This is a genomic window from Butyrivibrio sp. VCD2006, from assembly GCF_000423925.1.
Taxonomy (GTDB): domain Bacteria; phylum Bacillota; class Clostridia; order Lachnospirales; family Lachnospiraceae; genus Butyrivibrio.
This window is the reverse complement of sequence record NZ_AUIX01000017.1, coordinates 120989-145555: the sequence shown is the minus strand read 5'-3', so window position 1 is coordinate 145555 and position 24567 is coordinate 120989. Positions and strand designations below refer to the sequence as shown.

Below are 24567 nucleotides of genomic sequence, written 5' to 3'. Positions count from 1 at the left end.
GAAAAGGCAATGGGAAAATGCCGTCCCAAATGTCGTGCTCCTGTTCAAACCAATTCCCTGGCATGCTAAAATGAGGCATGACAGGAGGATAGATCATGGTTGATAAGGCACTAATAGCAAAGCTTAGAGAGAAATACATGCAATGCCCGCCGGAAGGCATGTCGGCGGATGAAATCCGTGAGATGGACGATGAAGACCTTCTCGATATGGATTACTTTATGCACGAAGATGATGAATTCTTTGATGAGGTAGACTGATAATAACAATCAGCATACCTCCGCTTTGCGTGGCCCGGTCTTGCCGGGCCTTTTAATTCAAGGTTGCGCCGCCAAGGCGCAATTTCCTAATAAACAAGACAAAATTGCCCTGTCAGATTCGACGATTATTCATCTTCATAGGCTGCTTTTCCATTCCAACCCAAAAGAAGTTCTTCTCTTCCAGAATTTTTTCGTTCATAATTTTAACCCATCAATTCATTTTGCGACGCGTTTATTATTGAGCTCATTCTACAATATTTACTCCTCCTATATAACTGTATGCAAGCATATTTAACACACTTTTAAGATTGTTAATACATATTTTATGCCATTTTTCAGAAAGAAGACGAGTATCACAGATTTGTATTTTATTATTGACATATCCTCATATACGCGATACTATACTTACCGGTCAGACGACCATATACGGTATCCGGGAATTTCTCCCAATTTTTCCACAAATTGTTTGAATGAACATTGTAGGATATAATTGAAGTAGTTATACAAGAGTTGTATTGAATGAGTTTTTAATTAATAAAAAATGCATCTTTACACATGGTCTATTCTATTTTCTGCCTTATATGGTCCGATGATACTAAATACACCATTTAAGGAGAAAAAATGAAAGAAGTAACCATTAACACAAAGTACAAGGATTCTGTTTTCAGGATGCTTTTTAACAGCAAGGAAGAACTGCTATCCCTGTACAACGCAGTAAACGGGACACATTACGACAACGCAGAGGACTTAGAAATCAACACCCTTGAGGAAGGGGTTTTCCTAAACATGAAAAATGATGTTTCTTTTGTCTTCCGATTTGAGCTCAATTTGTATGAGCATCAATCTACAAAATGTGGAAATATGTCCCTACGATTTTTGTACTACGTATCAGATCTTTTAGCTGGTATGGTAGTCCAAAAAGATCTGTATGGAAGCAAAAATTTAAAGATACCGGTGCCAAGATTCGTTGTCTTTTATAATGGGTCAGATAAACTTGAGGATATATCTTACGAGAAGCTATCGAACCATTTTATAAAAGAGGTTGAGACACCGGAGCTGGAACTTATAGTGACGGTCATCAATGTCAATGAAAACCACAATCCTGAGATCATGAATGCTTGCAAAACACTTAAGGCTTATTCCATTTTTGTTGGAAAGATCAGGCGATACGTCAAAAACATGTCTATCGAAGAAGCCGCTGACAAAGCCATTGATGAGTGTATTAGAGAGGATGTTTTAGCGGATTTCCTCAGAAAGAACAAAGCGGAGGTGTGTAGAATGAGTGTATTAGAGTATAACGAAGAACTTCATTTAAAAACTGTGCATAGCGAAGGTTATGAGGAGGGTTATGATGCAGCGAAGGCAGAGGCTAATAAGATTATTGCTGAAAAAGATGCACGCATTGCTGAACTAGAAGCACTTTTGGCCGAGAAGAATAGTTGAAAATCCGGGAAGTATTTACTGATTATAGGCGATTGTTTCTTAGTTACGAAATACTTAGGGAGCTGCATGTGCAGCTCCCTGTCGTTGTTTTGACATGCTCTTTAATGACACAAATGACTGAAAAAGGTCTTTTCATGTATCAACAATTTTAATGTATTTGCTAAATGGCCCACGGCAGGCACAGCTGACCATAAAGTCGTCTTCCATTGGAAAGCTCTCTATATGCCAACCGTTCATGAATGACGCATCTTCTCTCGGATCAAAGGAAAAGCCTCTTCCGTCAGCCTTAAGAACAGCCTCAACAGAGGTCCAGGCCTTTGCCCATTCCTGTTTCGTGTGGATTGATTCAAGCTTCTCAAAGTATTCCTGCGGAAGCACCCGCTCTATCACTGACAGTGTGAGTCTGTCGCATCGCTCGATATCCACTCCCACAGGCTCTTTTGCCACAGCAAGAATTACATAATTGTCAGCATGGGAAAGGCTGAACTCCGGACATTTATCTGAAAAATCACCGGAATACGGGATATTCTCGTGGATATCCCTTGTAGCATATTGCCCGCTCAAACACGGTTTCCCATGTTCTCCAAATGAAAGCTGCTCATCCCTGGTTATTCCAAGGACCTTCGAGAGCAGATACCCTGCCCCCAGCTCCTGCATTTTTCCACTATGGACCTTCATCTTCTCGTATTTATTTGCATAATAAGGCGCTATGACAGGAATAATCCTGTCAACAGCGCCCTCCAAAATATCAGTATTCAAAATGTAAATATCTACTCTGTCCATTTCACCCTGCTAAACTAAAAAATTCTGCATTTTTTACATATGGTATCAAAATTTACTTTTGACACCTGCATCATATGTTTACAAAATTATAACAGAGCACTTTTACTCCTGCATCATGTTGTTTCTCTTAGCAATACAGTAGGTTCCCACAATATCGCCAAATACGTTGTTTGCTGTATTTAAAGGATCTGTAATGGCATCGATTCCTATGAAAAGCGCAAGGGCCTCCATTGGCACATTGAACTGCATGAGAAGGACTGACATGCATATTGTTGAGACTCCGGGGATTCCGGGAGCACCAAAGGAAAGGAGCACAATAGTTACGATCAGCGCGGAGATGTCTCCTGTCGAGAGCGTCACTCCAAACACTTTTGCCAGGAACAGGAAGGATATTGTGAGCACTATTACAAATCCGTCCATATTTATTGTGGCACCAAGAGGGATTGAGAATGAATACAATCTTGGTGAGATTTTCAGCTTTTTATCACAGGTCTGCATTGTGAATGCCATCGCAGCACTACTTGAAGAAAGCGCAAAAGCGTTAAGCCATGCAGGGATTGCTTCTTTTAGGAAGCGGATGGGATTACTTTTAGTGAGAATCATGACAACCGTCATGTAAAATACCATCATTATCACAAGTCCGAGTAAAAGGCTAATGAACAGGGATACCATAGTACTTATTACCTTAACGTCCATGGTCAGAACCATTGATCCGATGAAAGCAAAAACCGCGATCGGCAGGCATTTTGTTATCACGGAAGCACCCCTGAGAAACAGTTCATTGGCGGATGCGATAAACGATGCAATCTTTTCTGTTCTTTCACCCATGAACGGAACTACTCCGCCTATAAGGATAGCAAGGAAAATAAGCTGAAGAGTCGCAGAATTAACGAATGCTCCAAAAAAGTTATCCGGAACAATGTCTATCAAAGTGTCCAGAATGCTTACCATCTCACCTTGTGTAGCAGTTTCTGTTCCTTTTACAAGATATGCAAGCTCATTAAATACACCGGGGCTAACCAGATTGAATGAAAAATAGGCTATGATCGTTGCTGCAAGTGTTGTCATTCCGTAAAACGATATTACTTTTCCGCCAAGCTTTCCTATCTCAGTAATATCCGTAGTAGAGGAAACCGATGCTGCAATCGAGAAGAAAATCAGCGGCGCTATAATAGCCTTAAGTGCATTAAGAAAGATTGTCTTAATTGTTACAAATACATAGTCATTAACGGCCATGTTTATGTTTTCAGGAAGAATCAGACGCATCAGGGTACAGATTACTGCCGCCATAACCATCGAGGTAAGAACATAGATAAGATTCTTCTGGCTGGAAACTCCCGCAGTAATTACACCCTTGTTGGTGCTGTTTCGGTAGCTTCTTCGAAGAATATCGCGGTTGGCATTTATTATCATGTTTCTTATGACTGCCTCTGCATTAGGCGCAGATTCAACGCCATAGAAATCGATAATATCTTCCGGAGTATCCTCCTGAATGATATTCTGCCCCTTAGCCATAATGGTAATTGTAGTCTTGCCAATAGACTTTTTAACACCAATACTAATATTTCCGGAATTTTGGGTACCTCTTATAATCTTAACAAGATACTCCTCAGAAAGAAGCATGGCTTTGGCCTTATCTTTTCCCTTAACGTTATATTTTTTAAGGCCATTTTCTATGAACTCCATGCCCTCTTTAAGATTGGCGCTATCTGCTACTATTGTGGTCACTAATCCGCTCATAATCTATCCCCCTCAGTATTTAGGATACTTTATTGCCGGTTTTTAGGTGTTTTAGGATACATAAAGCTTACCATATTGCGTAAAATTATTTTGTAAAAAATGTATAAACAAGTGTGCCCGCCTGAACATATGGATTTATTTATCAGTTCGCCTCTAAATGCGGTATAATACTTAAAGGGGGACTAGATTATTACTTGCTTGATGGAGGTTTTTGGGTATGAAAAAACAATTCAAGGTGGCGCTGACAAAAGCGATCACTCTTTTATTTTGCGCTTTTTTGCTTACAGCGAGCACCGGCTGCGCATCTAAGGAGGCAGGGGAAACTGAACCTGCCACTTCTACAGCTGTAAATTCCGACAGCGACAAGACTACTGAAAAAATCTGGGATTTCGATGCTTTCGTAAATGACGAGTGGCGCGAAACCGCTGAAAAAAAGGCAACAGAGCTTGGTTGTGACGATTACTCCGAGCATTTTGCCAGCAATAAGCTGATAGATGAGAGGCTTGTTGACATTTTTGAGAACACTGACATCTCCTCGCTTCCCGAGGATAGTGACCTGTACAAAGCGCTCTGTGTCTACGATCAGCTTATAGATGAAAACTGGCAGAGCACCGGTGCAGAGGATGCCGTTAAGGAAAAACTGGCTATTTTTGAGAATAAAAATACCATGGACGATCTATATTCTGTTTTTAAGGATCCCTATCTTGGCGCATTTAATTACGGAATGGAAAAAGAGGTTGTTTATGATGAAGGCTGCGGAGTCAGTAATATTTATCCCATGACCATATCAATTGATAAGGAAATGTCTCCTGAGCAGCTCTCAGCATTAAAGGATATTCTTCTTTTCTTTGATTATGATGAGGCCCGTGCTGACGAAATAGTGAATAATTCAATTGAAATGAACGGAATTATCGCAGACTATATCGATAGCTTGTCGGAAGATGCTTCAACAAAGTATTTCTATGAAGAGGACCTTGAAAGTCAGAATGTTTCTTTTCCGATTTTTGATATTCTAAGGAGCGATGATGCCATTGGAACAAGGCCTTATTTCATTTCATATGAAAGCTATCCGGAGTTTTTAAATGCGTTCTACACCTCTGAAAATGCGCTTAAAATCAAGGATTTGCAGATAGCAACAGCAGCAGTCTTCTTTTCAAAATTTGTAAAAGAGGATAACGATGCTACTTATAATCTCTTCTATGCGCCAAATTCCACAGACAGCTTTGAACATACTCTTCTTTGGTCGGTGATTGGCGCTTCTGAGGACATTATCACAAAGGAATATAACAGTCGTTATGTAAGCGATAAAACCGTTGATGTTGCCAAGGCTATGCTTGAAGAGGTGCGCGTAAAAATGCGTGATATTATCTCAGATTCCGACTGGCTCTCAGTTCATGGCAAAGAGCTCGCAAAGCGCAAGGTTTTACGTCAGAACTACTATTATGCTGAAAACGCGTATAACGACGATTTTTCAGATGTGACCCTGACCGACAATCCGCTGGATAACTACATAGCTTTGAGGAACAGCCGCAATGCCTTTTTAAATAAGCAGCTGCATAATAAAAATGATGAGCTTTCGCTGTATGGTTTTACCATGCTTCAAACCAATTCGTATTACCTCGGTACGAGAAACTCGATTGTTATTCAGTCAGGAGAATTGGATGATGGAGATGAGGCATCTGGTAGCGGTCAGTCATTTGAAGAAGCGCTGGGAACCATCGGCTTTTCTACTGCGCATGAGATATCGCACGGCTATGACCCGAATGGAAGTAAGTACGATTTTGAGGGCTATTATGAGCCGTGGATGACTGATGAGGAATTTAAAGCCTACTGTGAGAAAACAGATAAAATCAAGGACTTTTTCGATGGAATGGTCATTGGTGAAGGCTGTACTCTTGATGGAGAGCTTGTGTGCAATGAGGCATTCACTGACCTGATGGCAATAGAATGCTGCCTCCGCGTCCTTGACTCCAGGGAGAATGCGGACTATGATGCATTCTTTAGAGCTTATGCGAGGAATAACGCCTACTACTACACTCCTGAAGGTCTTAAGGACGCCGTAAAAGACACCCACCTTCCCGGTAAAGAGAGGGTAAACTACATTCTTGGCCAGTTTGACAAGTTCTACGAGACCTATGACATTGATCCCGAGAGCCCTTACTACGTGCCCGAGAACAAAAGACTGTCGGCATTTTAAGATCACAGCCATTCTGTTAGTGTTTTAAGCTGCTTACATTTTTGGCAACCTAAAAAACCGTCTCCTTCGGAGGCGGTTTCGGTTTTTGTAGCTTATTATCTATTCATTCTTCGATATACGAATGTCAAAATAATTCCAAGTACAGACAAGCCCATGGCAACAATATAAGCCATTGTGTAGGTGCCTGTGGCTGTGAAGATTTTGCCGATCATGATGGGTGCGAAGAACCCTGAAAATGCGAAGCCAATGAACATGATTCCGAAGTTAATGCTTGAATACTTTGCTCCGAATTTCTCATTGGTGAAGCCGGGATAGATTCCCATGAATCCGCCAAAGCATATGCCGATTATGCATATTCCGGCATATAATGTTGCCACATTGCCATCACCTGTTATTATAAGCATGAAAAGTCCGGCAAGTGAGCATAAAAGCAGGATTGTGAGGGTGTTTATCTGTCCGATAAGGTCAGAGATAAAGCCTCCTAAGATTCTTCCGCCGGTATTAAATAACGCAAGTACGGAAACCACTACTGCTGCGGCCTGGGGAGTCATAAGGACCTGATTCTGTGCTATCGGTGATGCCTGGGAAATGATCATCATTCCCATGAAGGCTCCGCAGCACATAAGAACTATCATTACATAGAATTCTTTGGTTTTCAGCATCTCGCTCCAGGTGTAGTCCTTGGATGTCGCTTTTCCTGCACTTCCTCCATCTCTTGATACAGGCGTATATCCATCCGGTACGAAGCCGTCCGGACAGGGCAGGATGAAAAATGATGCAATAACCACAACAACCACAATCGCGATACCGAGAATCTTAAATGCCATGGTCACATCCATTTTAGAGATGATAGCATTTGCGATAAGCGGCACCAGAACTGAGCTAAGACCGTAGGAAGCCGTAGCGATACCGCCCACGAGACCTCTTTTATCAGGGAAAAACTTAACTGTGTTGCTGACTGTGCAGCCATAGGTCAATCCCACTGCAAGTCCGCAGCAGATGCCAAAGCCGAAAATAAGGACAGGCACTGATGTTGCAAAACCGCAGATGAGCATGCCTATGCCAAACCAGATTCCGCCAAGCATTATGACCATTCTGGGGCCAATTGTCCTTACGAGCTTTCCGCCACCGATCATGGTGATGGGGCCGATAGCATTAGCTATGGAAAAAACAATCGCAAGATTACTTGCTGTTACTGCCCCGTCTCCTGTAAGGCCCTGAACCTCGGAGATGTGAGCCGCCATAGGTGATGCGAACACGCTCCATGCGTATAGTGCTCCGATACATAAATTGATAAGACAGCTGGCAACGAGCACCAGCCATCTACGTTGTGTCAAATTCATAATTAGTCCCCTAAATCACTTTTTTGAAAAAGCCTTGATGAGCAGCTTCTGAAAAGCGTCTACACCGATTCCCACATAAACAACACCTGCTATCATTGCAGCTCCGATCTGGAGCGGAAGTGTGCCGATATCAGCTATTGCCATGGGTCCCATTATCGTCAGGCCGATTGCCCAGCCGCAGAGCCATGCCGGTGTAAAAATGAACTTTGGAATGGTCTCTCCTATGAGAACGGCAAGGCCGCCCATCACGAAAAGTGTGCAGTAAAGCTCTGCATTCGGATTGAAGCTCAGCTTTTCCATAACAAATATGGCGATAACCGCCCAGATATCTCCGCAGAGAAAGCCCAGGGTTATCTTGAGCGCATCGCTTGCTTTATTGCCGTTTGCGACATAGAGTCCCGCGCATATCAGGGCAACTGCTCCTGTGGTTATTCCAACCATTGGGGAAAGAACCGCCCAGATTGGGGGAAGGAGTGCAATGCCCAGTGCGAGGGTGAGTTTGTTTAGTGTGTTTTCTTTCATGTGTTCCTTTCTTAGCCCCTCATCCGTCAGCTTCGCTGACACCTTCTCCCAAAGGGAGAAGGCTTTTGATTATTCTTTTCCTATCGCCCCCAAGGGGAAGGCTTTTGATTATTCTTTTCCTATCGCCCCCAAGGGGAAGGCATTAGATAAATCTTTTTTACCCCCGAGGGGGGAAGGCTTTTGATTATTTTTCAAAATCAAATCCCGTGAAGCAGGGCTTTCCTGTGTAGTGCTTAAGCTCTTCCTCGCCCTCAAGGACGCGGATAGCGCCGGCAGCCATTGCTTCCATCTCGAACTCGCCGGGATAAGCAAAAACAGGTGCAATAAATGAGCAGGTCTCAGTGATCTGTGCAACGAGATCCTTGTTGTGAACCATTCCGCCACCGAGAAGGATTCCGTCAACCTTTCCGTGGAGGACAGCGGCCATGGAGCCGATGCACTTTTCGATCTGGTAAATCATGGTGTTCCAGAGCATCTCAGCGTACTTATCGCCGTTTGCTGCGCGGTTTGTGAGTTCAATAGCATCTGATATGCCTGCGTGGCTCACAAAGCCACCGGACTTGGTGATAAGGGGCTTAACATCAGCAACGCCAAGATTGTTCTTCTTCATGTAATCAAGAAGGTTCGCAACGGAGATGCTGCCGCAACGTGTGGGAGCCATGGGACCCTCGCCGCCAACGATATCAAAGCCGTCGACCATTTTTCCCTGTCTGTGCGCAGATACGGAGATTCCGCCACCGATATGACATACGATGTAGTTAGCTTCCTCGTACTTCTTGTGAAGCACGTTCTTGCTGTGACGGATCGCGGTCTCCTTCAAGTTAAGTGAATGAAGGTGTGCAAGGCGGTATACGCCCTTGATTCCTGTCATTCTGGCAAGGTCCTGGTACTCGTCTACATCCGGAGGATTTACTACCATGGCCTTCACGCCATATTTTGATGCGAATTCAGCTGCGAGCTGCGGTCCTAATGCTGCGGGATGGATAACGCCGTTAGCCATGGTTCTCGCGTGCTCAAGGATGAGGTCATCCACTTCATAGGTGCCGCCTTCCATAGCGAAAAGTCCGCCGCCTCTTCCTACGAATACGTCCACATCATCGATGGTCATTCCTGCCTCTTTAAGAAGGTCAATGATCATGTTTCTTCTGTAGGGAAGCTGATCGCTAATTGTCTCGAATTTTGCCAGCTCACCGGCATCATGGGAGACATTCTGTGTATACAGGCACTCCTCACCCTTGAAAAGAGCTATCTTCGTGGAGGTAGAGCCCGGATTTATTGTGAAAATCTTGTATTCTTTCATTTTCTCTTCTCTCCTGCTGCTCTTACCGCACTGATGACGATATTTCCTTTGATCTCGGAAACCGGTGCACTTCTTGAGCAGTCACAAACGACCTTGTTGAAGCCCTGAAGCATAGGTCCGTATGCATCAGCTTTTCCGAACTGCTGAATAAGCTTAACTGCTACGTTTCCTACGTTGAGGTCAGGCCAGATAACAACGTTTGCTTTTCCTGCAACCTTGCTCTCTCTGTTTACCTTCTTCTGCGCTACAGCGGGGTTGATTGCAGCATCAAGCTGAAACTCACCATCGATTGCGAGGTCGGGACGAAGTTCATTGGCGATTTTTACTGCCTCTGTTACCTTGTCGATAAGCTCGCCCTGGCCGCTGCCAAGTGTTGAGTAGCTGACGCAAGCACATCTGGGCTCCCAGTCGAGAAGTGACTTAACTGTGTCACAGGCTGAGATTGCGATACTTGCAAGCTGCTCGGGGTTAGGATTTGTGCATACTGCGCTGTCACCGATTGCAAGAAGTGAGCCTTCGCTGCCTTCATAGCCGGGGATGTCGCAGAGTCCGATACTTGAAATTGTTGCAAGACCGGGCTTGATTCCGATGATCATCTGACCGGCAAGAAGCACGTCTCCTGTTGTGTAGTCGATTCCGGCAAAGGTAACATCTGCTTCGTCAGCAGCCTGCATAACCATTGCGAACTGGAGCTTATCCTCCATGCGGCGTCTAAGTGCCTTCTCCTTCAGTCTTGTGTCTGGAAGGGAGGTGTATTTCTCAACAAGAACAGCCTTGTAGTCCTCGTCGTTTACATCGACGATCTTGAAAGCCTCTTCCTTGTAGCCTCTCTCCTTTATTGCAGCCTTGATCTCCTCTGCATCTCCCACGAGAATAGGGATGATATAGCCCTCGGTGCCTGCCTCGTAAGCTGCCTGCATCATCTTTTCATTAAGAGCCTCAGGGAATGCTACTCTCTGGGGATCCTTCTTTGCTTTTTCAAAAATCTTGTCTATTACGCTCATTTTCTACCTCACTTTAATGGGCTCGCCAAAAAAGCGAGCCGCATCATTGTTTTCATATGGATTTAATTACATCTCTTCCTCGATAAGGTCGATGAGATCTGCGATTGTCTCGCATCCGCTGGCGTCAGCGAGCATAAGAGCTACATCAAGCTCGTTCTCGATCTCTGAAACAAGAGCTACCATCTGAACTGATGCTCCGCCGAGGTCTGTCTTGAAGGAGGTTGACTCTGAAAGGTCAGCTACGTCCTTCTTGTATGCCATTGCTACCATGTTTAAAACCTGATCTAAAATTTCCTGTCTTTCCATTTTTAATTCTCCTTTTTGTTTTTTTCCCTCATCCGTCAGCTTCGCTGACACCGTCTTCGCTCCGCTTCGGTCCGCGCAGAACCGACGTCCCCCGGACGTCGTGCGCCCCCAATGGGGGAAGGCTTAGAGTGTTTTTGTTTTTTTCCCTCATCCGTCAGCTTCGCTGACACCTTCCCCCAATGGGGGAAGGCTTTGAGTGTTATTAGTTTAAATACTCATCATCAAGATCAAAGATAACTGTCTTGAAGCCGCCGTCGCGGTCGATTATTGTTGCGTGAATGTTAAGAGGAAGCTTTGCTGTGAGCTCCTCGCGGTTTTTCTTGCTGATTCCGCGTACAACTGCGTTAAGTCTTGTACCTTCCTCAAGCTCTACCTCGCCGTAGGCGAATTTGCCCATCTTCTTGTACTCGGGCTTTGATGAAAGAGCTGCGGGTAAAACGATGGAGTGAAGCTTAGCCTTTCCGCTGATCTCATACCACTCTGTCTCATAGCTTCCGCACTCATTGCAGGCATATACCGGCGGGAACTCTACGTGTCCGCACTTAGGGCACTTGCGGCCCATGATCTTGCCCTCTTCTAATGATGTATAAAATTTTTCAACGATTTTTTCTAACTTAATTGCCATGGTAAGTACCTCCCTGTTAGTCCATTGTTCGAATGATGATAGCAGCTACGTTCTGCGCACCGCCATATCCACGAAGCATTGTTGTTTTCGGCAGTTTCTTAACCTGGCGATCGCCGCACTCGTTCCACATCTGCTTGCAGGCCTCATACATATCTGCAAGTCCTGATGCTGCGTGAGCGTGACCGAAGGAAGTTCTTCCACCGTTGGAGTTGATGGGCTTGTCGCCATCCCATGCTGTACGTCCGTCGCAGATGTACTTCCAGCCCTCTCCGTAAGGAAGGTATCCTGCTATCTCAGCTGATACGAGGTGAGATGTGATGATGAAGTCGTTTGCAAAGAACAGATCAAGATCATCTCCTGAAAGACCTGTAGCTTCATATACCTGTCTTACAGCCTCTTCTGTAGCTCTTACCTCGAAGTGAGGTGTTGTAGCTTCGCAAGCTGCGCTTCCGATTCCGAGAACCTCGATTGGCTTATGCTTAAGGTTCTTTGCGATCTCAGGGATCTTCTCTGTTGCACATACGATACAAGCTGCTGCACCGTCGCACTTAAGCTCAAGACCGCCTGCGCGGAGGAAGTCACCCATCTTCGGGTTGTAAGGTGAGTTCATGTACTCCTCGAGGCTCATGCCTGCCTTTTCAGCAAGCTCCTCGTAGGTTGTTCTCTCGATTGCGAGAGGGTTAACAGATGCATTGCGTCTGTTATTTATACACATAGCATTTAATGTGTTGTTCATATCCTCAGCAGAAATGCCTCTTGTGCGAACATACCACTCTGCAGCGTCATCGTAGATGAGCTCCTGACCTGCCATAAGGCTTCTTGTGTATGTACGGTCATAGAGCCATGAAGTAGTCTTAAGGAACTTCTCCATTGTCATCTTGTCGCGCTTATAAGGGTGCTTGGGTGACTCAACGTTGTCAGCAGGGCTTGGTGTGCTGTCACCGAACTCTACGGCACCTGTGAGAACACAGTCATATTTTCCTGAAGCAACTGCGTTAACAGCCTGCTCGATTGCGAGGTAGCCTGTGCAGCAAGCCTCTGAGTGGTGGATTGAACCCTTGCCCTTCATACCGAACCAGTTAGCGATCTGTACGTTGGGTGTAAGGTAGTTGGAGCCGTTAAGGGGGCTTGCACAGCCGTGGAAGTAGAAATCAACGTCCTGAGGGTTAACTCCTGCATCTTCCATAGCCTTAAGAGCTGCATAACCGAATAATTCGCCCTCTGTGAGGCCATTTGTCTCTTCGTTATCTACTGTGTACATGAAGGGTGTGCATCCCACACCGATGATTGATACACTTCTTGAATATTTTCCAAAAGTTTTCATAGTATTTAACCTCGTATTTTTTATCTCTTGCATGGAATTGGCTTCGTAGGACACTTGGGCTTCTGGGCACCTGCCATAACGATCGCATCCTCATCGCAGGCCTCCATACATTTGCCGCAAAGTGAGCACTCATCCATGACGATTACATGAACGAACTTATTCTTACCTAAAATTGCGTCATCTTCGCAGACATCCATACACTCGCCGCAACCTACGCATTTACTTGCAAGAATGTGATAGGTCATGAATTTCTTGCAGACACCTGCGCGGCAGCCCTTCTTGGAGATGTGCTCGTCAAAAATCTCTCCGTAGGTTGTAAGTGCTTCCTTTACTGCGTCCGCAATATCCTCTCCGTCCTCGCAGAGCGACTGGGTTTTCATCATCTCGCAAAGGTCCTCCATGAGGGCTTTGTCGCCTGAACGTCCCTTCTTCTCTGTGATGTCCTTGAGGATCATTTCCAGCTGTGTGATTCCTTCATATCCAAAAACGCATTTCCCGCAGTCCTTGCAGGGATGGCTCTGAACTTCCTTAAGAAGGACATCAACAACGCACTGATCTTCTTTTAAACCTTTGATCTTCTCTGTGCTACTCATTTTTATCCTCCTAGTATTCGTTCCAAAGCTTTACTTTGGATATTGTTGTTCTAAGGTCACACTGCAGGCATCTTCCGGCCTCGCATTTAGCCTGGTCGCAGGTAAGAGGCTTCTCCATTGCATCAAAGCAGGTCTTTCTCTTATCGGCTTCCATTACCTCAGCCTCTGTTCTCTCAAGGTCTGCAAAGCCCTCTACCTGTCCGATGAACTTATTCGGAGCTTCTCTTTCAAGAAGAACCTCACTGATATCGCCGTCACCGCCAAGGAACTTGTCTATTGCCACAGCTGCATCTCTGCCGCCTGCGATAGCTTCAATAACTGACTTTGTACCTGTTACAACGTCACCTGATGCAAATACGCCTTCCATGCTTGTTGCGCTGTCTTTTGCAGCGATGTAAGGGCCATGTGTAAGCTCTACGCCCATCTTTTCTGTGCCTTCGGGCTTCTGACCAACCGCGAAGATTACGTTGTCAACTTCGACGATCTGGTTTGAACCCTCTTCAAGCTCGATGATGGCCTTTCTGTTTTCATCAAAATAAAACTTGTTAACCTTCTGGATCTCTACTCCTGTAGCCTTTGTATCACCTGTTATTCTAAGGAAAGAGTGCGCTGCATGAAGGATTACGCCCTCCTGCTCGCCTTCAAGTCTCTCCTCCTCTGAGGATGTCATCTGCTGAAGATTCTCAAGGCATGCGATGTGTACTTCCTTCGCTCCCTGTCTTATTGCGGTGCGGGCACAGTCATAAGCAACGTTTCCGCCGCCGAGAACCATAACCTTGTCACCAACTGGAAGAGGATTGCCCTGTCTTGATGCCTTGAGGAAATCAGCGTTTACATAAACGCCCTCAAGGTCGCTTCCTTCGATGGGAAGCTTTGTACCCTGGTGTGTTCCTATGGATACAAGAACTGCGTTAAATCCGTCAGCAAGGAGCTTTGCGGGCTCTTCACACGCTTCTCCTGTCTTTAAGGTGATGCCTGCTTCAAGGATTGTAGCTATCTCTCTGTCGAGAAGCTCATCCGGAAGTCTGTAAGCCGGTATGCCGTAGCGGCACTGTCCGCCGGCCTTCTCATTTTTCTCAAATACGGTTACCTCGTGTCCCTTCTTAGCAAGGTAGTAGGCTGCCGTAAGTCCTGAAGGGCCTGCTCCGATAACGGCAACCTTCTTGCCTGTGGGAGCATCCTTTCTTACGTGGTTTTTCCACTCGCCGCTCTCATTTGTGGCTGCGGCACGCTTAAGTCTGCAGATAGATACAGGAGCGTTGAGCTCTCCTCTCTTACACTGTGTCTCGCAGTTACGTGTGCAGACAGAGCCGAGAGTCTCAGGGAAAGGCACCTTTTCACGAATAACAGCTGTTGCTTTATCGAAGTCGCCTTCCTTGATGTATCTGATGTATGCAGGAATATCGATGTGTGCGGGGCATGTGGCTCTGCAGGGAACTACGTTGTCCTCGTAGGATCTCTCAGGCTTCATGAGATTGAATGCATCCATGATTGAACCTGTGGGGCAAACCTCGATACATGCGCCGCAGAATCTGCAGCCTGCTTCTTTTAAGGATTTTCCGTCCGGAACACCCGCTCTTATTCCCACATCAGTCTTAATGTAGTCAAGAACCTTAACTCCACGCATGTCCTGACATGCACGGATGCAGCGTCCGCATCTTACGCATCTTGTGAAAAGGTGTGAGATCAGCGGATTGCTCTCATCATTGGGAACGGCTCTTGATTTTTTCCTCCAGCGCTCAGGGCTGACGCCCATGTACTGATACATTGACTGGAGTTCGCATTTACCGTACTTGGGACAGCCTGTGCAGTCGGCAGGGTGTGTTGCAAGGATGAGCTCCATTGCGGTCTTTCTGACCTTCTCAGCCTGCGGTCCGCCTACTGTTACCTTCATGCCATCTTCCACGATTGTCTTACAAGCGGGGACAGCCCCCTCCACTCCGTCGATCTCAACGGAGCAGAGACGGCAGCCGCCCTTAGCTTCTAAATCAGGATGAGAGCATAGATGAGGAATAAAAACACCTGCTTCAAGGGCTGCATCAAGCACTGACGCGCCTTCTCTTGCTTCTATTTCTTTTCCGTCAATAAAAATTTTCATCTAAGTCTAACCTCTGTTATTTATTCAAAATCATCAAAGTTCTCGGAACCTGCAGATGCGTTCTCACCTGCGATACGTCCGCTGTTTAAGCAGAATCCCATTGTGTTTCCTGAAAGGATGAAGGGATAGCTGTCACCGAAGATGTTGCAGGCGTCTGTTCCTGCGCAGTAAAGTCCGGGAATAACCTTTGCATCCTGTGTGAGAACCTGTGTCTTGTGGTTGATCTTTACGCCGCCAAGGGAGCCGTAAGCACCAACGTTCTCTCTGCAGAGATAGAAGGGAGCCTTTTCGATGGGCTGCATGTATACGCGGTCCTTCTCGAAGATCTCATCGTAGCCCTTCTCGCACATCTCGTTGTACTCTTCGATCTGAGCAACAAGTCCTTCAACATCGATGCCAGCCTTCTCTGCAAGCTCTTCAATTGTGTCTGCCTGTACGATGGGCTCATAGCCATCAGCAAGGTCTCTGTTCCACTGCTCATCGAAGTGATCGAAAAGATCATGAGGGTGAACGTGTGAAACGATGTCGGGACCCTTTTTCTTATATTTCTTAAGGAGCTTGCTGTCGAAGATTGAGTATGCAACCTTGCCGGGCTGTGCTGCGATAGCATTACCTGTAAAGGTTGTGTTTGCAATCTGATCCTCAGGCATAAATCTCTGGCCGTTTCTGTTTACCCAGAGGCAAGGCTGACGGAAAGCACCGTCAAGGATGAAGTGGTTCATGTTGTCAGGAAGCTGATACATGAGCTCCATGATGCAGGGCTCTTTTCCTGCGCCTGCTTCCCATGCCATCTTGATTCCCTCACCCTTCATGCCGGGAATAGCGAAGTTGTAAATTGTGTTGCCATATTCGAACTCTGTCTGCTCTTTGATCATCTCCGGGTTGTCACCGAAGCCGCCTGTGCAGATGATAACTGCATTTGCTCTTGCCTCGATCTCTTCACCGTCCTTATCAACTGCAATAACACCTACAGCAGCGCCGTCTTCCATGATGATCTTCTTAACCGGTGTCTCGAACCGGAAGTCAACACCGAGCTCTTTTGCTCTCTCTGTCATCTTCTTTGTCATAGCTGTTGCGCAGCGGGGGCCGGGCATTCCGCCGTCCTCAGGCTTTACAACGTGCCATGTGAACTCACCGTCTGAGTAAGCTCTTGTAGCCTCGGGAGCGCTGAATGCTCTCTGTACGCCTACGAACTCAACGCCCATATCCATGAGCCAGTCAATTGTGTCACCTGACTTGAAGTAGTAATCTCTTACCATTCTTGCGTCTACGCGATAGTGTGTGAAATACATGTGCTTTCTGAAAGCTTCACCGGGTGTAAGAGCGATCATGTGCTCTTTCTGGATTCTTGAACCTACGCCAAGAGGTCCCATACCCATATTTGCTGCTCCACCTGTTGTGGATGACTTCTCAAAAGTGATTACGCTGGCGCCGTTCTCAGCTGCCGCGATACTTGCTGCAAGTCCTGAAAGGCCTGCTGCTACTACGATTACATCTGACTGTAACTGTTTCATTTTTCAATTACCTCCAATTCCTATTACTCTTTAACAATGCTATCTGTGATCTTTTCAGCCGGACGGTTCCATAAGAAGGAAACGATGTAGCCGACAATATAAATCGGGATAAATGTGCTTGCCATACCGATGAAATATGCGATGATCGGTGCATGGTTCAAGATGCAAACGTTGAAATATGTGAGGATCAGACAGTTGATCACTACATAAACAAGGTTAACTACTACGTTGATCGCAAGGCCGAAGGGAAGTGTGTCCGGCTTGGTCTTGCAGAACATTGCAAATCCGAATCCCCATTTAACAGCAGGAACAAATACTCCTACGATGAATGAAATCGCGTAAGCGATAAGGAAATTTATTACCAAAAGTGCAGGTATTACCTTGTGTATAGCAAGGAGCTGCGCTGTGAGTGAAATAGCAAGTGCTATCGGAATATTCATGATAAGTGCATTGACTGCACGCCATTTTAAACTTCTATTCATCGTTTTTTTGCCTCCCCCATTGATCAAATACCCTTAAAATTCTTCTCTTTATATCTGATGATCTTCTTGCCGACGATCTCTCTGTTTTCAGGATTTTCAAAGAATCCGCCCTGTGTATGGCCGATTTCCTCAAGGTGTCTTGCTCTTCCTTCAACAGTTGTACGATCCTTAAGAAGTCCGTCCTTCTGGATTACGAATTTCCACTTGCCGTCCTCGGTCTTCTCGAGGTTTCCGCCTGCTCCGCAAACCTGGCACTCGATAGGATAGTGAAGGCCGTCCCACTGAGGCTCACCAAGTACAAGTGCATTGGAGTGGCAGTTCGGGCACCAGCCCATGTTCTCATCACCGAGCCAGCCCCTCTCCTCAACGGGAGTGTTAACTGCTTTTATGATGTTCTCACCCATTTTGTGTGCTCTTGCGATGAGCTCATCGTCAAGCAGGCACTGTGCAGGACCGGGAACTCTTGTAGCAAGGAGCATATCAACTACCTTAAAGTCTGTTGTGAACATTGTTGCCTGAAGTCCCTCAAGAGCCATGGACTGCCATGCTCTGGTAGAACCACCTACGGAAATAAGACCTGCAACTCTGTCCTTATGTTCAATTGCGCCAATTGTCTCAAGGAATGCTGTCTCGTAGCTGAGACTTCTCTGTGCGAACGCAAGATAATTTGCAGAAGGCATAAGATCGTATGTAGGAACTGAATAGATAACAGCATCCTGATTAAGAAGGACCTCCATGATCTTTTTCTTGTCGTCCTTATCATCAAGAACGCAGCCTACATTTTTGCCCTGTGACATACCGATTGTACATGAAGTACATCCTGTACAGTCTAAAATATTGTAATCCCTAAGATTGATCATTGTTACTTCTGCGCCTGCCTCTTCACAGGCAATCAGTGCTTCCTTTAAAAGGATTTCACTATTGCTGTTCTTTCTTCCAGCTGTAACACCCATTACTTTGATACTCATAAAAACTCTCCCTTTTTTCCTTAATATTGCAGAACAGCTCTGCTGGTTAAGAATTTATCATTCTCAGTTTTCCTTTACATCCAACATGTATTGAGTAAAAATAGTCATATCGGACGCTCTTTTCCGACAAACGTCTGATGGCTTAAGAATGGGTATTAATAGTAAAGGATTCAGAAAAATGGCATATATCCACGATATAGTAGATGTAATTGAGAAAAAATATGGGCTAATAGTGCATGGAGATGCCCAAAAAAGGCAGTCAATTGACGGAATGCGATTTTTTAATGAAAACGATGCAAACATTGAACACTTAAGTCCGAACGTATTGTATTTAGCGGATTTCTCGAAGTATGGTCAGCTGGAAGTCTATGGTGACATACTGTATGTAGGTGCTGGAAAAGAACAGCCCGGATCTGATGCGCTCTACATTGAAGAAAATCTGGATATGATAGATCTTTACAACACAATCGAGGATGTGATCATAAGTAATCATCAGATTTATTTAAAAAAGCAGACACTTTTCAATGTTCTGCATAGCGGTCATGGTCTTGATTCCCTTCTGAAAACCGCATACAACTATCTGAACAACACAATTGTTATCTGTGACAGCAGCTACGGAATAATCTCTTCCTACCCGGAGCTTGCTGATACAGAAAACCTGGAGATAAGGAATAACAGGCTATCCGTCAAGCCTAAGAACTCCGAGGATATGGAAGTAAAAAAAATAACCGAGCGAATTTATCACTCGGTGTATCCCTTTGCGGTTAAATTTGATGATTATCCATATTACTGGATCTTTGAGAGTATAAGAATCAAGCACGCTGTGGTTGGCTATGTCTGCGTTCGCTGCAACGAAAGAGAACACACGGAAAGTGACCTCGATCTCATCCACACCATAGCGCAAATGACCTCCATACAGCTACAAAAAGATGACAGCTACCGCAATCCCCAGGGTATCAAGTACGACATGTACTTAAGCGACCTTTTTGCCCGTCATTACACGGAACCCCTGGCAAGGGAGCAACTCCAGCGGCTTGGCGTGCGTCCCAGAGAGTATTTCTTTATATTGGCATGTTGTTTTTCCACTGAATCAGAGCGTTTGATGAACTATCACTACTACATACAGCAGCTCTCCACCATTTTCACCAACAGCATTACAGGTATATTTGGAAGCCGCTTCATTACGCTGGTCTCGACCTCGGATATGGAGCGCATGAATGCCGGAACTGAGCAAAGAATCATTACTTTCCTCACGATGAACCACATGATAGGAACTGTAAGCTATCCCTATGACAAGCTTATCGACAGTTCCGCCTATCACAATCAGTGCCAGGGGCTTTTATCCCAGATTTCAAGCGAGCCCGGCAAGTCTCCACTCTATTATTATAACGACTATTATTTAAAGAATATCTTAAAGAGCCTCAATAAACAGGCTCTTGTGGAAGCCTCCATCCACCCTTCCATCAAGTTCATGAAAAAGCATGACGATGAACATGGCACAAATTACATAAGTACCCTGCAGGCCTATTTTGACAATAATAGAAGCGCACCTGCTACTGCAAATGCGCTTTTCATACATAAGTCCACTCTGTTCTACCGCTTCGATAAAATGAAGCAGCTTTTTAATATAACACTTGATGATAAGGATGCTCTGTTTGCCTATGAGTATTCGCTAAGGCTGTTGGAATAACAGGCTTATTTGAATGCATCCCATTTATATTTGCACTGGGGATTCCAGATGATCCAGGAGTCGACTCCATGCTCGTTTACCGCTCTTATCTGGTCCCGAAGCTCCTGTGCGTTATATTCTTTGTGTTTTTTAAGATATGTGGCTGTAAAGCCCTGAAGCCACGGACGAACCTGGGCCTGAGGTCTTTTTCCCAAAGGATTTACCACCTTCAGCTCAGCATCTGAATAGTCCATCGCCTTGAAAACCGTTTCATAGGGGTAAAGGTCAGGATAATCAAGCCCCATGGAGCCCTCATAGTAATGCGAAGGGTAGATCATGGGCGATAAGTATTCACAGGACATTGAGAGCCAGGAGTACTCCTGTCCCACTATGTTTCTGTCGACCTTAGAGCCCATAGCTGTTCCGAAAACATCAAGGGACAGCGGTATGTTCTCTTTTTTCAAAGCAAGATGAGCATCGCGGACAAATTCATAAACCGCGCGGCGTCTGCCGTAGCCGTTCATTCCAAGGTCTTCCTCTTTAATCCCTGTAGGAAATCTCACATAATCGAACTGAACCTCGTCAAAACCGGCATTTTTACAGCCAAGGGCAACCTCTATCAGGTAATCCTTGACTTCCTCGTTTGAGGGGTCCATCCATGAAAAGCCCTTGCTATCCTCGTAAAGCCCACCTGATGCGGTTTTTAAAACCCATTCGGGCTTGATCTCATCAATTAAGGGATCTCTGAAGGTCACGCATCTTGCAATTGCATATATTCCATGCTCGTGCAAAGTATTTAGGAGACCCGGCATGTCCTTTACCAAAATATTGGTGGTTCCCAGCCAGTTTATGAGCTCTGAATTCATATCGAAGACAATATTGCCATCGTCGTTTTTAACATCGATTACAACGGCATTTATGGACGTTTCGTCTATGTTGGTAATTATGTCGTCCATCATGCTCTGGGTTCCCGCTACGAAGGCACTCACATAGATGCCGTGAATTCCGGAATCGTCGATAGGAGCTTCTTCGCTTGCAGTCTCTGTAATTGCGGCGTCGCCATCGCTTACAGCCTCGGCATTTTCTGCTTCTGATGTCATTTCAGAGGTGGTCTCCTCTGCACGTGTGGTTAAGGGCGCAAGCGCTAAAGCTCCTGAAAACAGGCTTATACACAGAACCGCACACAGATATCGTCTGCCATTTTTTAATACGCTACCTGCTCTCATCTCAGCCTTCCTGCATTGCCTGCTCAATTGCGTATGAAAGCTGATCGGGGCAGGATGTGCTCTTGAAGCCGCACTTGATTCCGCGAAGCTTTGCGATAGCATCCTCTCCCTTCATACCTTCAACAAGCCTTGAAACGCCCTGAAGATTGCCGTTGCAGCCATTTGTAAACTCAACGTGCTTTATTATTCCGTTCTCAACATCAATATCAATCTGAGTTGAGCAAGTTCCTTTTGTCTTGTAAACCATTATTTATATCTCCTTATTCATTTAAGTACCCCCGCGCAGGCAGGAGCATGCTAGTTTCTAAGTATACCTTTTTGAGTTAAAGATTCAAGCTTCGGCTCGTTTTTATTTTAGGGAATTTCAGAGGATTTATTTTAGGAGAAAAAGAAGGAATAGCTTGTATGGCAACTCAAGCTATTCCTTACTTTCTTTTCATTATAGGAGGAGTTAATAAAAAAGGGAGATTATTCTCTGCTATCATTTCGTTCTCTTCAGGTTACATCCTCTGGAAGTTCGGACTTCCTCGGGAGGCGCCCACACAGGAACCGGAGTCTAGTCGCGTCCCCTGTATGCTTGTCTTTCTGGTATATATTTCGGATGATAACCCGGTGTATTAACCCCTTTTATAAAAAATATGCTGTTTGCGGCAACTTTCTTTCGTTTTTAGTCTAAGTATTGTGAAATAATTCTTCATGGAAGCCGCAACGCCTCTAAATTCCTATTATTCTGCTGTAATGTCTGCGCCAAAGTATTTCTGTGAGATTTCAGCAAGCTTGCCTTCTTTTCTAAGTTCTTCAATTGCCTCGTTGATCGCCTTGCGAAGTGTATCGTTGTCAGCACCCTTTGCAAGAGGAATAGCGTACTTTGTAACCTCGGGATCAACTGCAGCAACCTTAAGGTCGGTTGTACCTGTGGTATTGAAGTAATCCTGCGCAGAAGTGTTGGCATTGATAGTAGCCTCAACTGTGCCGTTCTGAACAAGTGTCATGGTCTCACCAAGCGTATCTACGTTGGATACCGTTGCACCATGCTCTTTTCCCATAGCCTCGTAGGTGGAGCCTGCTGAATTGGCTGTTGTACGTCCGTTTAAGTCATCAAATGACTTGATATCCTCGTTTGTTGCAAGAGTTACGACTACTGCGTGATCATAAGCGTAGGGCTCGGTAAAATCGTAAGTATTTGAGCGCTCATCGGTTACATCTACGCCGTTTGCCATCATATCGAAGGCACCGGTTGTAACTCCTGTGAGTCCGCCGTCAAATGCAACCTCCTGGAAATCCGCTTCAACACCGAGCTTTTTAGCAATAGCAGCTGCTATTTCAACGTCAAAGCCCACAAGCTCATCCGTGGTCTCATCGTGGTAGGTAAAGGGTGCCCAGCAGCCCTCTGTTGCAATCGTGATCTTACCTGCTGTCTGGATTCTTGCCAGGTGATCGTTCGCTGTGCTTACTCCTGATCCGCTGCTTCCGCATCCGGCCAGGACTGTCGCAAACATCGCGGTAACAAGCACTAGTGACAGATTCTTTTTCATTATATTTTCCTCCATTTCTTAAGGTGCTTTATAAAAACAAATTGTGTGTAGTTATCCTTTTATTCAGTTAACCTCAGGAATTCTCTGGTTTTTTCCTCCTTGGGATTTACGAAGAACTCCTCGGGTTTTCCCTCTTCAACAATGACACCGTCCGCCATGAAAACAACCTTGGACGAAACTTCCCTTGCAAAGCCAATCTCGTGAGTTACTACGATCATCGTCATACCTTCATCTGCAAGCTTCCTCATGACCTCAAGGACCTCTGCTGTAAGCTGCGGATCCAGCGCCGATGTGGGCTCATCAAAATATATGATACTGGGATCCGTGGCAAGAGCCCTTGCAATTGCTACTCTCTGCTGCTGTCCGCCTGAGAGCTGCGAAGGATATTTGTCCACATGGTCCTGCATTCCGACCTTAGTAAGGACGTCCATAGCCTTTTCCCTGGCTTCGGCGGCAGGCACATGTCTTGCGGATGTAAGCCCTAAGGTTACATTCTGCAAAACCGTCTTATTTGCAAACAGGCAGTAGTTCTGAAAAACAAAGCCTGTGTTCCTTCGAATAGCGGAAATATCGGCCTTGCTTATGCCTAAAAGGTGGTAATCCTTGCCATTAAATAACAGCTGTCCTTCATCCGCTTTTTCCAGAAAATTGATACATCTAAGGAGTGTGGTCTTGCCTGATCCCGATGCACCGAGGATAGACACCACATCGCCCTTTTCAACCGTCAGATCTATGCCCTTTAGTACTTCACCCGCACCAAAGGATTTATGTATGTTCTTAACCTCTAATAACGCCATTTCGCACCCCTGTTACTTCCTCACACCGTAGCTTGCAAGTGAAAGCTCGCCTCTCTTCTGCACATATGTAAGTACTGTGCAAAACAGCAGGTAAACAATCGCAACCTCAATATACAGTGGAAGGTAATTGTAGGACTGACCTGCAATCTGCTTGGTCCTTGTGAACATCTCCACAACAGTTATGCTCGATGCGAGAGAGGTGTCCTTAACCATGCTGATAAGAGCATTAAACAGAGACGGGAATGCCGTTCTGAAGGCCTGTGGAAGAATGATGTGCCACATGATCTGCATGTAGTTCATACCAACGCAGTACCCCGCCTCAAGCTGTCCTGCAGGAACCGCTTCCATGGCGGCTCTGACGGTCTCTGCGCTGTAGGCTCCTTCATTGATGGTGAATACTATAACTGCCATAACGAAGGGATTTGAATGTATTCCCAGTAGCGGAAGTCCGTAAAACGCCACCATAAGCTGAACCAGCAGCGGCGTACCTCTTATTATCCATATGTAAAATCTGCATATCTGCCTTGCAACCGGCACCTGTGCGTATTGAATCATTGCGACGAATACGGAAAGCACCGTTGACAGGACAAAAGCCAGCGCCGCAAGCGGTATCGTGACCTTCAGTCCGTATTCTAATATTTTGGGAAAAGAGCTTATAAGCAGCTCTAACGTAGCTTCATTAAACATTTCTATTCCAATTTCCATTGCATAAATATATTTTACGCAATTCTTTTATTCAAAATATATTACTCCATTTACATAGTAAGTCAATACCTATTGTAAAAAAGAAACGAGCAAAATGTAAAGCTACACTTTGCCCGCTAACGCTTTTTATTATGTG

Annotated in this window: 23 protein-coding genes; 4 read left to right on the top strand and 19 right to left on the bottom strand. The window is 45.3% G+C overall.

Annotated features, from left to right (window positions below):
• Window positions 1–95: 95 nt before the first annotated feature.
• The gene (locus tag G586_RS26555) at window positions 96–257 is read left to right on the top strand and encodes a hypothetical protein (RefSeq protein ID WP_196809816.1); all 162 of its coding nucleotides are present in this window, start codon (window positions 96–98) and stop codon (window positions 255–257) included.
• Between the two features lie 621 nt (window positions 258–878).
• The gene (locus tag G586_RS22270) at window positions 879–1700 is read left to right on the top strand and encodes a hypothetical protein (protein ID WP_051204666.1); all 822 of its coding nucleotides are present in this window, start codon (window positions 879–881) and stop codon (window positions 1698–1700) included.
• A 132-nt stretch (window positions 1701–1832) separates the two neighbouring features.
• On the opposite strand, the gene G586_RS0108850 is transcribed toward G586_RS22270, so the two are convergent.
• Both G586_RS0108850 and G586_RS0108845 read right to left on the bottom strand, forming a co-directional pair.
• Complete coding sequence (locus G586_RS0108850; protein ID WP_026527483.1) at window positions 1833–2483, bottom strand: 4'-phosphopantetheinyl transferase family protein; 651 nt, start codon at window positions 2481–2483, stop codon at window positions 1833–1835.
• Window positions 2484–2585: 102 nt separating this feature from the next.
• A complete protein-coding gene (locus G586_RS0108845; RefSeq protein ID WP_026527482.1) occupies window positions 2586–4223 on the bottom strand; it encodes a dicarboxylate/amino acid:cation symporter in 1638 nt (545 codons plus the stop codon).
• A 217-nt stretch (window positions 4224–4440) separates the two neighbouring features.
• On the opposite strand from G586_RS0108845, the gene G586_RS0108840 reads away from it, so the two are divergent.
• Window positions 4441–6420, top strand: coding sequence for a M13-type metalloendopeptidase (locus G586_RS0108840; RefSeq protein WP_026527481.1), 1980 nt, complete (start codon window positions 4441–4443; stop codon window positions 6418–6420).
• A 95-nt stretch (window positions 6421–6515) separates the two neighbouring features.
• Here the strand turns inward: G586_RS0108840 and G586_RS0108835 are convergent, their stop codons facing one another.
• From G586_RS0108835 to G586_RS0108780, 12 genes are all read right to left on the bottom strand, one after another.
• Window positions 6516–7763: an L-lactate MFS transporter gene (locus G586_RS0108835; RefSeq protein WP_026527480.1), complete on the bottom strand. Its 1248-nt coding sequence runs from the start codon at window positions 7761–7763 to the stop codon at window positions 6516–6518.
• A 15-nt stretch (window positions 7764–7778) separates the two neighbouring features.
• On the bottom strand, window positions 7779–8285 hold the full coding sequence (locus G586_RS0108830; protein WP_081674296.1) for a DUF1097 domain-containing protein: 507 nt from the start codon (window positions 8283–8285) through the stop codon (window positions 7779–7781).
• 184 nt (window positions 8286–8469) lie between these two features.
• Window positions 8470–9585, bottom strand: a complete 1116-nt coding sequence (gene buk, locus G586_RS0108825) for a butyrate kinase (RefSeq protein ID WP_026527478.1) — start codon at window positions 9583–9585, stop codon at window positions 8470–8472.
• Complete coding sequence (locus G586_RS0108820) at window positions 9582–10589, bottom strand: phosphate acyltransferase (protein ID WP_026527477.1); 1008 nt, start codon at window positions 10587–10589, stop codon at window positions 9582–9584. Before G586_RS0108820 ends, buk begins: the two co-directional genes overlap by 4 nt.
• Before the next feature lie 66 nt (window positions 10590–10655).
• Entirely contained in the window at window positions 10656–10895 is a 240-nt protein-coding gene (locus G586_RS0108815; protein WP_026527476.1) for an acyl carrier protein, read from the bottom strand.
• A 202-nt stretch (window positions 10896–11097) separates the two neighbouring features.
• A complete protein-coding gene (locus tag G586_RS0108810) occupies window positions 11098–11520 on the bottom strand; it encodes a Zn-ribbon domain-containing OB-fold protein (protein WP_026527475.1) in 423 nt (140 codons plus the stop codon).
• 16 nt (window positions 11521–11536) lie between these two features.
• Entirely contained in the window at window positions 11537–12844 is a 1308-nt protein-coding gene (locus tag G586_RS0108805) for a thiolase family protein (RefSeq protein ID WP_026527474.1), read from the bottom strand.
• 20 nt (window positions 12845–12864) lie between these two features.
• On the bottom strand, window positions 12865–13437 hold the full coding sequence (locus G586_RS0108800) for an NADH-ubiquinone oxidoreductase-F iron-sulfur binding region domain-containing protein (protein WP_026527473.1): 573 nt from the start codon (window positions 13435–13437) through the stop codon (window positions 12865–12867).
• Window positions 13438–13447: 10 nt separating this feature from the next.
• Complete coding sequence (locus tag G586_RS0108795) at window positions 13448–15535, bottom strand: FAD-dependent oxidoreductase (RefSeq protein ID WP_026527472.1); 2088 nt, start codon at window positions 15533–15535, stop codon at window positions 13448–13450.
• Window positions 15536–15555: 20 nt separating this feature from the next.
• Window positions 15556–17049 carry an FAD-dependent oxidoreductase gene (locus G586_RS0108790; RefSeq protein WP_026527471.1) on the bottom strand — a complete coding sequence of 498 codons (1494 nt, stop codon included), beginning with the start codon at window positions 17047–17049 and terminating at the stop codon, window positions 15556–15558.
• Window positions 17050–17072: 23 nt separating this feature from the next.
• On the bottom strand, window positions 17073–17531 hold the full coding sequence (locus G586_RS0108785) for a hypothetical protein (RefSeq protein ID WP_026527470.1): 459 nt from the start codon (window positions 17529–17531) through the stop codon (window positions 17073–17075).
• A gap of 23 nt (window positions 17532–17554) precedes the next feature.
• The gene (locus G586_RS0108780; protein WP_026527469.1) at window positions 17555–18499 is read right to left on the bottom strand and encodes a flavodoxin family protein; all 945 of its coding nucleotides are present in this window, start codon (window positions 18497–18499) and stop codon (window positions 17555–17557) included.
• A gap of 148 nt (window positions 18500–18647) precedes the next feature.
• On the opposite strand from G586_RS0108780, the gene G586_RS0108775 reads away from it, so the two are divergent.
• Window positions 18648–20189, top strand: a complete 1542-nt coding sequence (locus G586_RS0108775; RefSeq protein WP_026527468.1) for a PucR family transcriptional regulator — start codon at window positions 18648–18650, stop codon at window positions 20187–20189.
• A gap of 5 nt (window positions 20190–20194) precedes the next feature.
• Here G586_RS0108775 and G586_RS22265 read toward each other — a convergent pair whose 3' ends face one another.
• From G586_RS22265 to G586_RS0108745, 5 genes are all read right to left on the bottom strand, one after another.
• A complete protein-coding gene (locus tag G586_RS22265; protein ID WP_051204663.1) occupies window positions 20195–21394 on the bottom strand; it encodes a putative glycoside hydrolase in 1200 nt (399 codons plus the stop codon).
• Window position 21395: 1 nt separating this feature from the next.
• Window positions 21396–21641, bottom strand: coding sequence for a TIGR03905 family TSCPD domain-containing protein (locus tag G586_RS0108765; protein WP_026527467.1), 246 nt, complete (start codon window positions 21639–21641; stop codon window positions 21396–21398).
• 478 nt (window positions 21642–22119) lie between these two features.
• A complete protein-coding gene (locus G586_RS0108755) occupies window positions 22120–22929 on the bottom strand; it encodes a transporter substrate-binding domain-containing protein (protein WP_026527465.1) in 810 nt (269 codons plus the stop codon).
• 59 nt (window positions 22930–22988) lie between these two features.
• On the bottom strand, window positions 22989–23726 hold the full coding sequence (locus tag G586_RS0108750) for an amino acid ABC transporter ATP-binding protein (RefSeq protein WP_026527464.1): 738 nt from the start codon (window positions 23724–23726) through the stop codon (window positions 22989–22991).
• A gap of 12 nt (window positions 23727–23738) precedes the next feature.
• Complete coding sequence (locus G586_RS0108745) at window positions 23739–24431, bottom strand: amino acid ABC transporter permease (protein ID WP_242831993.1); 693 nt, start codon at window positions 24429–24431, stop codon at window positions 23739–23741.
• Window positions 24432–24567: the final 136 nt, after the last annotated feature.